Annotated in this window: 14 protein-coding genes; all 14 read right to left on the reverse strand. The window is 56.0% G+C overall.

The genetic code is table 11. The annotated features are described in order from the left end of the window. Window positions 1-86 precede the first annotated feature (86 nt). The 14 genes from NJC40_RS13925 to NJC40_RS13990 all read right to left on the reverse strand — a co-directional run bounded on the left by NJC40_RS13925 (window position 87) and on the right by NJC40_RS13990 (window position 12,722). Complete coding sequence (locus NJC40_RS13925; protein WP_253138699.1) at window positions 87-2,060, reverse strand: DEAD/DEAH box helicase; 1,974 nt, start codon at window positions 2,058-2,060, stop codon at window positions 87-89. Next, window positions 2,057-3,775, reverse strand: a complete 1,719-nt coding sequence (locus NJC40_RS13930) for a PcfJ domain-containing protein (RefSeq protein ID WP_253138696.1) — start codon at window positions 3,773-3,775, stop codon at window positions 2,057-2,059. The genes NJC40_RS13925 and NJC40_RS13930 overlap by 4 nt, the downstream gene beginning before the upstream one ends. 109 nt (window positions 3,776-3,884) lie before the next feature. Beyond that, on the reverse strand, window positions 3,885-4,079 hold the full coding sequence (locus NJC40_RS13935) for a CrpP family ICE-associated protein (protein WP_253138693.1): 195 nt from the start codon (window positions 4,077-4,079) through the stop codon (window positions 3,885-3,887). 91 nt (window positions 4,080-4,170) lie between these two features. Beyond that, window positions 4,171-4,836 carry a hypothetical protein gene (locus tag NJC40_RS13940; RefSeq protein WP_253138690.1) on the reverse strand — a complete coding sequence of 222 codons (666 nt, stop codon included), beginning with the start codon at window positions 4,834-4,836 and terminating at the stop codon, window positions 4,171-4,173. 494 nt (window positions 4,837-5,330) lie between these two features. Beyond that, window positions 5,331-5,789, reverse strand: a complete 459-nt coding sequence (locus tag NJC40_RS13945; RefSeq protein ID WP_253138688.1) for a single-stranded DNA-binding protein — start codon at window positions 5,787-5,789, stop codon at window positions 5,331-5,333. A 10-nt stretch (window positions 5,790-5,799) separates the two neighbouring features. Beyond that, complete coding sequence (locus tag NJC40_RS13950; protein WP_253138686.1) at window positions 5,800-6,336, reverse strand: DUF3158 family protein; 537 nt, start codon at window positions 6,334-6,336, stop codon at window positions 5,800-5,802. Window positions 6,337-6,338: 2 nt separating this feature from the next. Further along, window positions 6,339-7,067, reverse strand: coding sequence for a PFL_4669 family integrating conjugative element protein (locus tag NJC40_RS13955; protein WP_253138684.1), 729 nt, complete (start codon window positions 7,065-7,067; stop codon window positions 6,339-6,341). Window positions 7,068-7,120: 53 nt separating this feature from the next. Then, the gene (locus NJC40_RS13960) at window positions 7,121-7,801 is read right to left on the reverse strand and encodes a hypothetical protein (protein ID WP_492180324.1); all 681 of its coding nucleotides are present in this window, start codon (window positions 7,799-7,801) and stop codon (window positions 7,121-7,123) included. Further along, window positions 7,798-9,063, reverse strand: a complete 1,266-nt coding sequence (locus NJC40_RS13965; protein ID WP_253142690.1) for an STY4528 family pathogenicity island replication protein — start codon at window positions 9,061-9,063, stop codon at window positions 7,798-7,800. The genes NJC40_RS13960 and NJC40_RS13965 overlap by 4 nt, the downstream gene beginning before the upstream one ends. Beyond that, window positions 9,060-9,695 carry a DUF2857 domain-containing protein gene (locus tag NJC40_RS13970; RefSeq protein ID WP_253142691.1) on the reverse strand — a complete coding sequence of 212 codons (636 nt, stop codon included), beginning with the start codon at window positions 9,693-9,695 and terminating at the stop codon, window positions 9,060-9,062. The genes NJC40_RS13965 and NJC40_RS13970 overlap by 4 nt, the downstream gene beginning before the upstream one ends. Before the next feature lie 17 nt (window positions 9,696-9,712). After that, the gene (locus NJC40_RS13975) at window positions 9,713-11,527 is read right to left on the reverse strand and encodes a ParB family protein (RefSeq protein WP_253142692.1); all 1,815 of its coding nucleotides are present in this window, start codon (window positions 11,525-11,527) and stop codon (window positions 9,713-9,715) included. Beyond that, on the reverse strand, window positions 11,527-11,769 hold the full coding sequence (locus NJC40_RS13980) for an Arc family DNA-binding protein (protein ID WP_253142693.1): 243 nt from the start codon (window positions 11,767-11,769) through the stop codon (window positions 11,527-11,529). Before NJC40_RS13980 ends, NJC40_RS13975 begins: the two co-directional genes overlap by 1 nt. Window positions 11,770-11,821: 52 nt before the next feature. Beyond that, the gene (locus NJC40_RS13985) at window positions 11,822-12,214 is read right to left on the reverse strand and encodes a hypothetical protein (RefSeq protein ID WP_253142694.1); all 393 of its coding nucleotides are present in this window, start codon (window positions 12,212-12,214) and stop codon (window positions 11,822-11,824) included. Then, window positions 12,207-12,722: a hypothetical protein gene (locus NJC40_RS13990; RefSeq protein ID WP_253142695.1), complete on the reverse strand. Its 516-nt coding sequence runs from the start codon at window positions 12,720-12,722 to the stop codon at window positions 12,207-12,209. The genes NJC40_RS13985 and NJC40_RS13990 overlap by 8 nt, the downstream gene beginning before the upstream one ends. Between the last annotated feature and the right edge of the window lie 111 nt (window positions 12,723-12,833).

A 12,833-nucleotide genomic window follows, 5' to 3' on the forward strand; every position in this document is an offset into this window, starting at 1 on the left:
CCTGAGAGTATGGGGGCAAAGTGGCAGGCTCAATGCCAGCACGCAGCAGTAAATGGATATCGCGCAGCCGGTGTATTTTTAACCAGCTATGCCGTCAACGTGCGAGCCATGGCAGCTTTCGTCAGTTTCTCCAGATCCTCTTCAGGCTCAATCAACTCCTGGCTGACTTTGCGTTTTGCCATCAGCAAATCCCATAGCTGCTGGTCGATGGTGTTGTCATACAGAGGAATCTTCACGACGACCAGGCGCAACTGGCCGTTCCGGTAGGCGCGGTCTTCGGCCTGATCCTGTTGGCCGGGAGTCCAGGGCAGACCAAGGAACGACACGTAGTTAGCTGCCGTGAGGTTATTACCGGTGCCGGCGGCTCTCGTCGTGCAAATGAATACTCTGCAGTCTGGGTCATCCTGAAACGTGTCGATCGACTTCTGCCGTTTACGCAGAGAGTCAGAGCCAATCAGCGTGACGCAGCCGATTCCAAGTTCGGTACAGCGTTCTTCCAGTTGCGCTACGGTCGGCTTGAATTCGCAGAACAGGATTATCTTGTCCAAAGGGTCCAGGGCCGTGAGCATCTCAATCGTGTGCTTGATCTTCAACTGCTCAAGCAACTGTCGCATAGCGCCAAGGCGAGCGAAGATCGGTTTGTCGCCAAACCGGATCTTGTCGTACTCCTTGCGTTCGTCATCGGTCAGAGCCAACGGCAGCAACTGGCGTTGCTTACCCTTCAGATCGGGAAGCACGTCTTTTCGCCGGCGCAGCATCCAGTCCTGGATCTCGGCCCGCAGGTTCTGGCGGAACTCGGGACTGCCGGCGAACCTGCTGCAGAAGTCCTTCAGCGGGAGCTGCCCGATTGGATGACCAGACAGGCGCAGCAGGGTGTGCAATTCAGCCTCGCGGTTGAGCACGGGTGTGCCTGTAAGCAGGTAGCGGTTGGGTATCTGAGCCGCGATATCGAAGCCATTGCGTGTCCAGCCTGCGGTGGGTTCCTTCATCGTCTGCGCTTCATCGACGATCATCACCTGGTATTTGCCGGCAATAGCGACCTGAGCTTCCAGGCGTTCGAAGTTCACCAGCGTCCATTGCGCGTCGTCATTGATGGTCTGAATCGACACCGTGGCGTCTGGGTAGACGGCGTGGATCTCTCGCTGCCAGTTGACAAGCAACGTATTGAGCGTGATGACCAGGATAGGACGGCCTGCGGCCCGTATGTGAGCTGCAATGATGCCTTGGCGGGTTTTACCAAGGCCCATGTCATCTGCCAGCAGTGCGCCTGTACGCATCAGAAGGTGGCGGATCCCCGCAGGCTGATGGCCAAGTAGCGAATACCCCAGGAGCGCCTGGTTGATCTGTTCCTCGGAAAACTCCGTGCGTTCGATCGTCGGGACCGCAGCCAGATAAAGTTCGTAGGACACCTCTCCAGTAGCTACGGCCGCTTGGCGCTCTGCTGGAGGTCCGCCGATGGTGATGCCAGGTAAGGTCTCTGCGCTGGCTACAGAACCATCATCAAGCAGTGTCTGGGTCGTGGTGATGACCTCGATTTGTTCTTCGGCCAGCCCCAGATCCAGTATCAGGTTGCTCCTGACCAGCTCGATGGTGGAGTTGATGCGCCATGACTTTGAGCGGCCCAGGAATGAACCCTGCATGCGCCTGGCAGCGGCTACGACGCCTGGGTGAAAGTCGCCCGAGAGCAGCACTCCACCTTCGTCCAACGATGCTATGCGCAGTGCCAAGCCCCAGGTAAATGCATCCTGGGTAGGTTGACTCAGCGCCTCGCTGATTCGCGCCTGGAAGGATTGCCATGAGTCCAGCACGCCACTGGGACAGAGCTCTGTGAGCTTGTGGAAGAAGACATCCAACTCGTCCAGCAGCCGGTCTTTGGGGATTCGCCAGTAGCGGTAGAGAGGGTGATCGCCGCGTCGGATGTAATGCCCACTGCGGGCCAGGAACACCCGGTTGGCTCCGTCGATGTAGGGAGTTTCGAGACCAAAGTCCCAGCCATCGAAGACCACGTTCTTAAGCAACCTGACCTGGCCACCTTGATTGACCATGCGAACGCGGCTCATGGCTGGCCTACGGACGTTTTGATCCAAGCGACCATGCTTTCGCTCATGAATTGTTCGTAGTTCGCTGGTACAAGGTTCGGCCAGTTCAGGTTGTGAGGGATGCTCTGGTCGCGTAAATGCGTCATCAACCAGACTACAGCTACGCTGGCAGGGGAATCCGAGGCAACTGAGCGGTTCTTATGGGCCTGCAGCTGGGCCAGTCTGGGTAGACCGTCACGTTGCACAATTTCGACAGAAGCGACTGATACTCCGGCTTGGCGGACAGAAAGTAGACGACAGGTTCCACGCAGTGCGAATCGGTCATAGGTGTCGATGCAATGTCCCAGTGCCCGATGTTCGGCGTACAAGTCTTCGGCGCTAAGCAACTCGACAATCTCGCATCCGTTGGGTGTCATGATCGATCGCGCCGAAGTCAGAAGGCCGGGCCAGTGAGTAAGCGCCTGACGATCCCTGTAATTCTTGTTGTAGGCGATGTTACCGGCGTCCAGAGCCTGGTCGAAGCGCTTCATCAGGTTGGCCAGTTGGTTGTATGTACAACGCTCAATGAACGTCAGGAGGTTCCTTGTAGCGATGCCTCGGCGGTCAACCAGTCTGTTGTTGTCGTCGACGTAATTGACATGTTTGAACAGCTCGCCGGCATGTTGAATGGTCGCTGTTATCTGGTCCCACGCCGGGTCTGACCAGTTCGTGGGTGTACCACGCAAAAGAGTGGTCAGGTTGACCCGGTTCAGAGCCATATACGGAATCGCGGACCATAGTGCGATGAATACCTTCCACTCTGGCCGTTTACGTGGCATCCGATTTCCCAACGATGCACCTGCAAGCAGGGCATTCCAACCTTCGTGCTTGCCTTCACGGTTGATGTGAAACAACGCGGTGCCTGCGTGGTAGGGAGACGCTTTACCCAATGCTCGAACGAATGCGGGCTTAGAGTTCAACACCTTGGCGAGTTCGTCATTCAGCGGCAGCCCAAGGTCGACGATTGTCGAGAGAATCTGTGCACTGGTTTGGTGGTGTACCAGGACCGGGACCAAGATTCGCTGTGCTGCCAGTGCCTGCAGTCTGCGATGGCGCTCTCCTGTGACCAACCAGTTGTACATGACTGCGGTAGGGCACCCGACAGACCTTATCGCTCGCAGTATTTTCGGGTCGATGTGAGTGCAGAACTCACGTAGCGTTGCACCGAGGTTTTTTACGTGAAACTTCACTCGAATGGCGATCATCTGACGCAGCGCCTTATCAGCCCTTTCGTCATTCGAGCAACGTAGCTCGGGTTGCTGCGGGAATGCGTCCACGAAGGCCATTGCGTAGGCATGTTCGCGGGCAGCCTTGCAGTAGCTCGTGACCAGGGGCAACGTATCAGCTGCTGGCTGGAATAGTGCGAGTCCCATGTGCTCGTCGCAGTTCGACCTGAAGAGTTCCGCGGCCACCTCCTGTTCAAACGAGAGGTTGAGAGCACTGATGGATGTGCCGTCAAACCGCTGCAGCCTGTCGCCCAGGCGCGCCAGGACCCGCTGCTTTCCATCGGATTCTGCGGTGAAAGCGATGCACCAGTATCTTGAGCTGGATGTCACTTCCAAGTGGTGCTTCATGCACCAGAGTCTTGCTGTGTCACGCATTCCCAGTTTTTCCGCGTAGCGTGCGGCTATCTCAATGCGGGCCTCGGAAAAGCGCTCGTGCAGTTCGTGAAGGGTGGGTAAGGGTAGTGCAGACATGTAACAGCTCCAGCGCTTCGTTTCAGCAACTGTCCGGTGCAGGCTCAGCAGGTGGCTATGGGAAACGGGAAGCTTGGAGCGAGGAGATTTTGAGATGAAGGAGGCCGTCTCAGTCGAACAGACTCAGTTGCTTTGCCTGGGCAAACCCTTTGAGCCAAGAGGAGCGCATTGCCGGGTGCACGTAGGGACAGGCATGCACCGGAAGCCCTTTCACGGCGGCGTCAGCACCGGCAGCTCGTATGGCAACGTGAGGATTGTTCAACTTTCGCCTATCCCGGGCTGGGCCATCGCTGGTGTTGTGCACGCTCGTCTCCGCAAATGCGTAACTGCATGGATTTGACCACCTTCCACGAAGGTTTGCTATGGATCAAGGCAACAAAACGAGTTCTTTGAATTCAGGCATTCTTCAAGATATCAGCCGCCGAACTCACGTCGCCTTCCTGAATTATTTGAAAGAGCCCTCGCTCAATGTCAACGACACGTGCAGTAGGCAAATAAGCTTGAGCGATAAAGCCAAGATGATCACACCAGCTTTCGTAGGCAGCTGAGTTTCCCTTAGTTGTGGGGATGCTGGTGCTGTACTGCTTGAATGCAGCTAAGACGGTGTCTGTATGGATTTGGTGCATTTGCATGATCTGCCTGTCCAGCGTCGCTGATTTCACTGGATCCAGGTACATACGGATCTTGCTTACGAACGAGACCTTAGAGAACTGAGGTAACCCTAATTCAGCGATTTCATAGAGTGCCGGCCTTTCACGATTGGTAAATAAGCCTGAGGCCTGTTGCAGCTGGTGGATCGATACCGCGCTTCTGAAGCGCTCAACACGAACAGGGCCTAGCCCTCCCATTTGTGCAAAACCCCAGTAGAGAACATTCGACAGACCGTCTTTAACTTGCTCCGGGGAAGCGCTGAGCAACTGTTGACGAATACGGGTTTCTAGCTGGAGCATCGAAAGCCCAATGACTGGTTTTTTTGCGATGAAGTCAAAATGGGCTGTAGGGAATGAGTACGAATTTACTGCATCCCGTAATTTTTTCACTTGCTCTGTGCTGAGAGGCATCAACAGATCCTTGAGTGTTTGAGACATTCAAATGCCAAAAAATCCTTTGGACACTATAACGTGGCTAATTTCTATCATCTGGGCGCTGTTGGGATGGTATCCAAAGTCCATCCATACCGTGATGGTGTAGGTTTGCCTGTAGCCGCTTTCTGCTTACGCTGACCAAATGTAAAGGGGGCAACCTTAGCCGGTCATCGCTACCAGATTTGCTAGTCAAGTCCCGTCCACGCGACAGGTCAAGTCCAATGCAAATAAGTGGACAAGTGCAATGTAAACGGGTGATCAAGCAGAGCGCAATTACCCATCAAGAGTGGGTTGAAGGCAACAGGAAGCTACAGCCTATGGATGGACGTCACGAACCGTGAGTTTCACTTCTAGGAGCACACCACGAACGGGCGCGATTTTTTGCTTTCAGGGTAGGGTATAAGCAGTGGAATGAGGATGGCGAACCAGCAGAACACCATCCTCGGGAACTTCACGAGTGGCGCGATTTTTTAGAAGTTGGGCACCCCGTGGAAGCTATCGTCATCTGGATAGTCGTACTGAGGCAGAACATTGTTGCCTGCAGAGCGCCCCGGGTCAGCCCCGGGCTTCTGTTGTAGTACGATGTGCTCGATGCGTTGAGGCAGGATGCCAATGCGAATGGCATCGACTTTCAACGCTTGTACCTGTTCGCCGTCCTTCTCCCAGCGATCCATGATTGCCCGGCCCTGAACAAGAACACGCATGCCTTTTTGGTAGAGATTCGAGTAGGCCTCAGCATCCTTATGCCACAGTTCGACATTGGCCCAGAAACCGCCGCGCTCTGTATAGCCGCCTTTGCCATCCGGGAACGAGTTATCGAAGTACACGTTCAGCCGCACCATGCGCCGCGGCTCATTGTTACCGTTCGAGAACGACTTGAACTCCGGCGGGTTCCCGATATTTCCTTCCCATACTACGTTGGTAGCCATAGATTTTTCCTCAGTAACGTTCTGGTTGAGTGGTGAGCTGCTGCAGTCGCTCCAGGAACACGGCATCGGCCTGGGCCACTTTTTCGGCGCACTCGGTCGCTTGCTTGCCAATCGAGTGAATCAGGCTGATTTGCATGTTGAGCGTGATCCGCTGATGTTCCACAGCGACCAGGTCGTGCAGCAGGTTTTCTGAAAGTTTGGTTGTCAGCAGCATCTCACTCCAGATCCCGACACCCATGCGCCGGGACTGCACGTGCTGCCAGCGTAGAAACATGGTTCCTGATCCAGTGTTCTGTTCAGTGAGCCGTACAGGCAGCAGCGAGAATGGTCGTTGCTTGGCTTGGCCCAGCACGTCCTGGGCAAGCTGTTTCAGCTCGCCTTCGATCACCCCGCAAAGTTCGGCTAACTGTTCCAGCTCCCCCTTACCCTTAAAAGGCTTTAAAAGGCCTTTTAGTGAGGCACTTTGTTGCAGACCCTGGAAGGCAGTTTGTTGCAGTGGTTTGAAGGCTGTCTGTTGCAGCTCAGGAGTCGTTGCGGGCCTAACCATGGTCAGTCCTCCTCGCCGATGTAGTCGTCTTCGTTTGCATGAAGGACCGAGGGTGATGCCTTGTTGATCGGCGGCGCGAAGCTGGAGCGGCGGGTGCCTTCCAGGATGTCCTGAGGAATGTCGCCGTAGCGTGCGAATGCCTCACGGGCCTGTGCAGCTTTGGCGTTATTGGCAGCGAAGTCGTCCCGCGCAGCGCCAGTAAACTTGAAGAGCTGGGCCAGGCTGAACAGCTTGCGCAGGACCCGGGCACCTTCGTCGATCCAGATCTCCATGTCCCGCCTGCCGACCAGACCGACGTGCTGGGCAAGCAAGACACGTCGGACGATTTCGTCGTAGGAGGTCAGCAGGTACACCGCTTTAAATCCCAGCGGGTTGGAGATGAACAGCGGCATCTGAACTGGCTGGATCGACAGGTTGTTGCCGATGGTGATGGCTGAGGGAAGCTTGGCCATCACCTCATCGAGGCGCGTGTCGATTGCCTTGAGATCCTGTTCGGACTCAGCCACTTTTTCTTCGATTTGCAGGAGCCACCAGTCCGAATACGGATCGTCCAGAGTCGCACCACGGTTCATGCGGTTAATGAAGCTGCAGAAGCCCGCCAGGCCGATGATGCTCGCCTTGTCGTCGGACTTGGGGCGCCCGAGCCAGATTCGGGCGGCATGGTGGGTGTGTAGGGTCAACGCGACATCGCTGCGCAGGGAGCCGATGTTGAGCCGGTAGTTATCAGCCATTACGTGGGTTGTCCTTATATATAAAGGAAGGAAGTGCATGGCGAATGCTGAACTCATGCCGCCCGACTGGCAGCGTTCAAAATGAAACCCACGTGAAGGGAAATTGTTGTAACGACCGCCTTGGCTGGGTAGACCGGGGTGGTACCGACGGTACCACTTGCGGCCGTCCGATCCAGCACGGTGGCCGGGGTGTTTGGGGTGTTGCCGGTGGCAACACTTGTAGCTGTCCGACTCCGGACGATGGCAGGGATGTTCAGGGTGGTGTGGGGCACACCACTTGAGGCCGGTCGACCCGGTGTGATGGCAGGGTTGTTCAGGGTGGTGTGGGGCACACCACTTGAGGCCGGTCGACCCGGTGTGATGGCAGGAATGTTCAGGGTGGTGTGGGGCACACCACTTGAGGCCGGTCGACCCGGTGTGATGGCAGGGTTGTTCAGGGTGGTGTGGGGCACACCACTTGAGGCCGGTCGACCCGGTGTGATGGCAGGGTTGTTCAGGGTGGTGTGGGGCACACCACTTGAGGCCGGTCGACCCGGTGTGATGGCAGGGATGTTCAGGGTGGTGTGGGGCACACCACTTGAGGCCGGTCGACCCGGTGTGATGGCAGGGATGTTCAGGGTGGTGTGGGGCACACCACTTTGAGGCCGGTCGACCCGCGTGATGGCAGGGATGTTCAGGGTGGTGCGGGCCGCACCACTTTCGGCTGGTCGATCCGACGAGTTGGCCGTGTTCATGGTGTTCGTCGGCCCAAGTTGATATTCAAAGCGCGCAATGCTTCGTTACCGGTCTGCATTCCGCCTGATCGTCTCTGCGGAGGTGGTGCCGAATGAACGATAGGGGCAGGAGCTGTGGGAGTAGGTACCGTTTTCTCGGTTGATCCATCTGACCTTGGGAACCACTCATTCAGTTTTCCGCTGAGTGCCTTCTGCACGAGCGTTAACAGGTAAGCCATCGGATTGGCGATTGTTCCGTCGCTGCAGCGAGCGGTCCACTGGCGAACAACTTGATCCTGCATCTGGTCCGGTAGGTTCCGAATCGCTTGAATGGCTTTGTGCCGGTTCTCTGGAGTGAGGCTATCGAATGCACTCGGAGTCGGCCGAGTGGTCTGGGGCGATGAGTGCTCTCGCAGGTGCGGTACGTTTTTACTTACAAACTGATTTGTATCTACGTACGTACTATGTGAGTTCGGAATCCGAACTGAGTCCGAACTGCCCGGTTTTCCACTGAGTTCGGAATCCGAACTGGGGTAATCGAGCGGATCGCTTGCCGATTTTTCACTGAGTTCGGATTCCGAACTCAGTGGTAAGTGAGTCGTTTTTTGCTTAGTTCGGATTCCGAACTCGGTGTGCTCAGAGCCTGTTTCTGGCCTTCCGGTGATCCAGGACTGTGCAGCGATTCGCTCGATGTAGCCGTCGAGTCGTGTCGGCAGCCTCTCTCCGACGTCTGGATCATCAGTCAATTCTTTCCAGGTCCGCTCAGCGATGTCCCTGATAGCCCGGTTCGCGTGCTGCAGCGAGTGAACCAGCAACTGCATGTAGTCTCGGTCAAGTTCGATGGCTTCGGCCGGAGAGGTCGGTTCGTCGTGAAGCATGTACACATTACCCTGCACCTGGCCGTTTATTTCATCGCGTACCTTGCGGCCAAGGCTAAGCCAGCGCGTCAAACGAAGTACGGTCAAGGCCTTGGCCACCGTCTCTCTGGATGCTGGTTTGCCAGGCTGCATGCCCAGGTACGGACGTAGCTGTTCGTAAGTTGGGAAGGCAGTGATGCCATCACTGTTAATGAGCAGTCGAAAGACTTGCCATGCGTTGCGCTCAAGTGGGGTCAGGCGCTGGTCCAGCAGCAAGCGCCGAGGAACTGTCTCGTGGGGATTTCCGCTGAATATGATGCCGGCATAATCGCCGGACGTGCGTTGTTGAGCCTCTTCATCGCGACGAAGCTCCAATTGTGCGCGCAAGTGACGGGAGGCTGACTCAAAGACGTAAGAGAGACTCATGGTTCCGTCGCTACCTGTCCAGGAAGTACCAGGGCAGGCTGCGGAGGAAATTCAGTGCCTTTACTTTTGTAAGCTCCCGACGAGATCCAGCCGGTGACCCGGTTCCAGATCGCGCCGAGTGTCAGACCTTCCGTTCGCAGCTCTTCGGCTACTAGCATCGATATATCAAGAATAGCCAGGCTGTCTGTGAGATCAGGCTGGTGCTCTTTCATCAATGCGATCCAGCGATACCAAAGCTCTCGATCGGTATCTTCGCTGGGTTCTCGCCACCGGCCGCGAGGTGGCTTAACCCCCATCACGGACCTCAGCATTGCTGCTTCTTGCGGCGTCAGGCCGAAGAACGTATGCAGCATGGTCGATGTGGCCCCTAACCGAATTGCTCGTTCGATCATGCGCTTTTCATCATCGGACCGATCTGCACTCGACATCAGCCGCTTGACCATTTCGAGGTCAATAGTGATCTGAACCCAGTTGACGGGCGAGTTTGCAAGAACACTGAGAATGCTCGGATGTTGGAGCTGGCCCAGGGTTTCTGGATCGAGTCCCAGATCAACGCAGCGCTGCAATTGCCCGGTGCGCATGAGGTACAAGACCTGATGCAGTACAGCTTCGTTTACGGCGAGTTTCGACATGGACAATCCTCCCGCTCTCAGCTATCAACATCGGTGGAGTGGGTGGCTACCTCAAGATCAATGAGGCGTCTGGCCAGGCGGATAATCCTGAACAGTTTCACCAATCCGCCGTCACTGAGCCTTTCACCGTTTTCAGCGGATTGTTCAGCTGACGGGGGAATACCCAACAAGATCTGGCCCAGTGCTGCGGCAAACTGAAATTCGCCCAACACGCTGAGGTCACCGTCCGGCGTTGGATTCATCATTTTCAGAGCGATGGCCACGCTACCGCTGAGTGACTGGAGCAGGGTGAGAGTGTGCTGAGCAACAAACGACAGATCGGCCTGCTCTTGAGGGCTGACGTATAGAAAGCCGATACCGCTGCCAGTGGCTTCGATCTCTCCGGGGGCATTAACCGAAAGCACAATCTCGGCTGCCAGGTTGGCGATCTGAGTGCGCAGATGGCGAGGTGTATCAATGTCACCTTCGATGTACCAAAGGTCAGTGATCGGGTGCAGGCCACCGGCCTGTACCGGGATGGCAGTCAGGCAGTTGGCATTGAAGTCGGGTAGCGACTCGCCGTTCATGCTTGCGAGCCGCTGTTTGAGTGTCATCACCCGTTCGCTGATGTTTGCCGGTGAAACAATGTGCCCATCAATGCGCGCTTGCTGCTGTTCCGCGCTCATGGCATCTGCTGCCGGCGGTGCAAGAGTTTGCTGCGTTGTGTCGACACGAACGGTCGCTGGACTGGCACCACTATTCTGTTCCAGGGAGCCTGGTGGGCTGGGTGGTGGGAGTGAGGGCGCTGGTGCAGCACTCTGCGGTGATCCATTCCCACCTGTATTCGGTTCCTGAGGTCCGGCCGATGTTGGTGTTGGTGCAGGTTTTGAGGGCGGTAGTGTCTGAAGAGGAGAGAGCGGGGATGGCGGGAGTGCTGGTGCAGTGTCTGTCACGGCGTTATTGCGCCGATTCTGGTCGTCTTGTTGCTTGATGCCGAACAGGATGTTCTCGTAAGTCACATGCGGAAGACTTTTGCGCATCTGACCAATCAGCTCATCCTGGAACCGTTCAAGCAAGAACTCATCGGCTTCACCGTCGAATGACGATAAGACATCACCGAACAACATATCGAACTCAACGGCTTCGCCTTTGTAATGCTCATTCCAGCAGGTGTCCGCTGATTTTCGCAGGGCTAAGAGCTTGATTATTCGGTTTGCTCCGAGCCCCGAATACAGTAGGTGAGGGGCTGCCGGTAGTAAAAATCTTATCGCATCTTGCATGCGACTGATATGCGAGTGCGATACGGGGTAACCGTCAGCTGTTAGTTTCCGTGAAAGCTCACGCATGCCTATGGGGTTTCCAGACTCCTCTTCATAAAGCTTTTTTGCTTGCTCAATGCCAAGAGCTCGCTCAATGAACAACAACTGCCCGTGCATATCGTTCTCGGCCAAGTGACCGGTCAGCGAGATGATCTCACCGCGCTCCTGATGCCATGGGCGGAACAAACAATGAACCCGATAAAACCGGTCCTCGTTGGTTTCCCGGTACAGCTCATTGAGGATCGCCAGGCGCGTGTTGCCGCCGTTGCGGATCCGATACTTTTCTTCATCTGGTCGGCGTGTTACCGCCGGTGGCGTATCCAGGCCGCGCTGCCGAATAGATTCTTTGATCTCATCATAAAGCGGGTTACGAGTCGTGCGAGGGTTCGAGTCGTAGGGCAGCATTTGATCCAGGGTCAGCACCATCCCGGTATCTGCGACAGGATCACTCAGAGCAGCAACTTGAGTGGCCTTTGATTTGAAGCCTGGAGCCAAAAGGCGTTCGGTGATATGTGCGACTTTATCGGTGGCCATCAATGGCGCTCCATCAGTGCTGGAACTTGTTCAGGGAGACGTCCCAGCAACTGGTCAATGATCGAATTGGCGCGAGCCAGTGCCTCCTCGTACTGCTCAACTTGTTCAAGGCGATGAACCATTTCGCTGTTCATAGAACGGGTGTTTTCTTTGGCTTTGAGCGCGATTTTTCCTCGCATGCCCAGAGGGAGACGTACTACGAATTTCTCATCTGCACTGTGTCGTTTGGATTTTGTAGTCATGCCGATAGTCCTGTATGGCTTCTGATAAAGAGGTCACTGAGTCGGAGTACTTTCAAGCTCTCGCCTTGCGATTACGGCTTGCGCCGAATGTGCGGAAGGGGATGCGATAGGTTCTTGCCAACTGCTGGCAGCGGCTGAGTGACTCTCCCAGCTCCGCTGCTGCTTCATGCAGGTTCTTGCCGATCCTGGCCTTGATCTCCAGGTCGGTTTTCAGCAGCAGATCACTCTTCTTTTTGACTCGGGCCTGTTGTGGGAGAGCGATTCTTGACTCCCGCGGCCCTGAGGTGCTCGAGGTGTTAGGTTCGAGTTGGCCAACCACAGTGACCGTTCCACCATTTGCCAAAAACCGGGCGATCGCCAGATCCAGGTCGGCCTTCGCGGCTTGTCGTGACGTCGGTGTGAGGGTTTCATCGACCTCAATGAATTGCTCGCTGTGATCAATCATTTGTCTGTTCCTCCTCAAGCGCGTTGCCGGCCTGGATGGCCACGATTTCGGGTGCATCGTCGGGATACTGGCGTGCGAGGTTGGCCAAAAACGCACGACCGTCCTCGCGTGTTCCAGGGATTCTGAATGCGATGGTGTATTGCTGTTCGTTGCCGGCGCCGGGCAACTTGGCGGCAACGGCCACTTTCAACGAGCGGGTGAAGAGGTGTCGGGGAACCCAGACTGCCCAGAAGTAGTTAGTGAGCAGAGCGCCGGGAACCATGAGGTCGACCAGAACGGTGTTTGAGGTCGTTGGTTCTACAGCGATGTATCCCAGTTCAACGAACTCGGCCAGCTCTGCGAGTAAGCTCTTGGGGGCCACAGTGCTCTGATCCCGAGCAAGTCGAATCACGACTTGGGCTAGGGCATCCAGCTCGACGGCATTCACCCCGGTTTGATGCGCGAAGCTGAGCGCTGAACGCTCGAACTGAGCATCGGCGCGGATGGCAGGAAAGTGAGTGTTAGGCACGCTCGGCCTCCTGCATCGTTTCGATGTCATAGCTATCGCAGCAGGGGCAGACCAGCAGTTCTACTTCGCCATCGGGTTGCTCAGGAGCTGGACGGATCACTCTTACCTGGT

The sequence above is a fragment of the Pseudomonas sp. 21LCFQ02 genome (assembly GCF_024129895.2).
In the GTDB taxonomy this organism is placed as follows: domain Bacteria; phylum Pseudomonadota; class Gammaproteobacteria; order Pseudomonadales; family Pseudomonadaceae; genus Aquipseudomonas.

Bases quoted from the DNA above. Each gene is read 5' to 3' on its own strand.
- NJC40_RS13925 (WP_253138699.1), bottom strand. From the start codon at position 2,060: ATGAGCCGCGTTCGCATGGTCAATCAAGGTGGCCAGGTCAGGTTGCTT.
- NJC40_RS13930 (WP_253138696.1), bottom strand. From the start codon at position 3,775: ATGTCTGCACTACCCTTACCCACCCTTCACGAACTGCACGAGCGCTTT.
- NJC40_RS13940 (WP_253138690.1), bottom strand. From the start codon at position 4,836: ATGCCTCTCAGCACAGAGCAAGTGAAAAAATTACGGGATGCAGTAAAT.
- NJC40_RS13945 (WP_253138688.1), bottom strand. From the start codon at position 5,789: ATGGCTACCAACGTAGTATGGGAAGGAAATATCGGGAACCCGCCGGAG.
- NJC40_RS13950 (WP_253138686.1), bottom strand. From the start codon at position 6,336: ATGGTTAGGCCCGCAACGACTCCTGAGCTGCAACAGACAGCCTTCAAA.
- NJC40_RS13955 (WP_253138684.1), bottom strand. From the start codon at position 7,067: ATGGCTGATAACTACCGGCTCAACATCGGCTCCCTGCGCAGCGATGTC.
- NJC40_RS13960 (WP_492180324.1), bottom strand. From the start codon at position 7,801: ATGAACACGGCCAACTCGTCGGATCGACCAGCCGAAAGTGGTGCGGCC.
- NJC40_RS13965 (WP_253142690.1), bottom strand. From the start codon at position 9,063: ATGAGTCTCTCTTACGTCTTTGAGTCAGCCTCCCGTCACTTGCGCGCA.
- NJC40_RS13970 (WP_253142691.1), bottom strand. From the start codon at position 9,695: ATGTCGAAACTCGCCGTAAACGAAGCTGTACTGCATCAGGTCTTGTAC.
- NJC40_RS13975 (WP_253142692.1), bottom strand. From the start codon at position 11,527: ATGGCCACCGATAAAGTCGCACATATCACCGAACGCCTTTTGGCTCCA.
- NJC40_RS13980 (WP_253142693.1), bottom strand. From the start codon at position 11,769: ATGACTACAAAATCCAAACGACACAGTGCAGATGAGAAATTCGTAGTA.
- NJC40_RS13985 (WP_253142694.1), bottom strand. From the start codon at position 12,214: ATGATTGATCACAGCGAGCAATTCATTGAGGTCGATGAAACCCTCACA.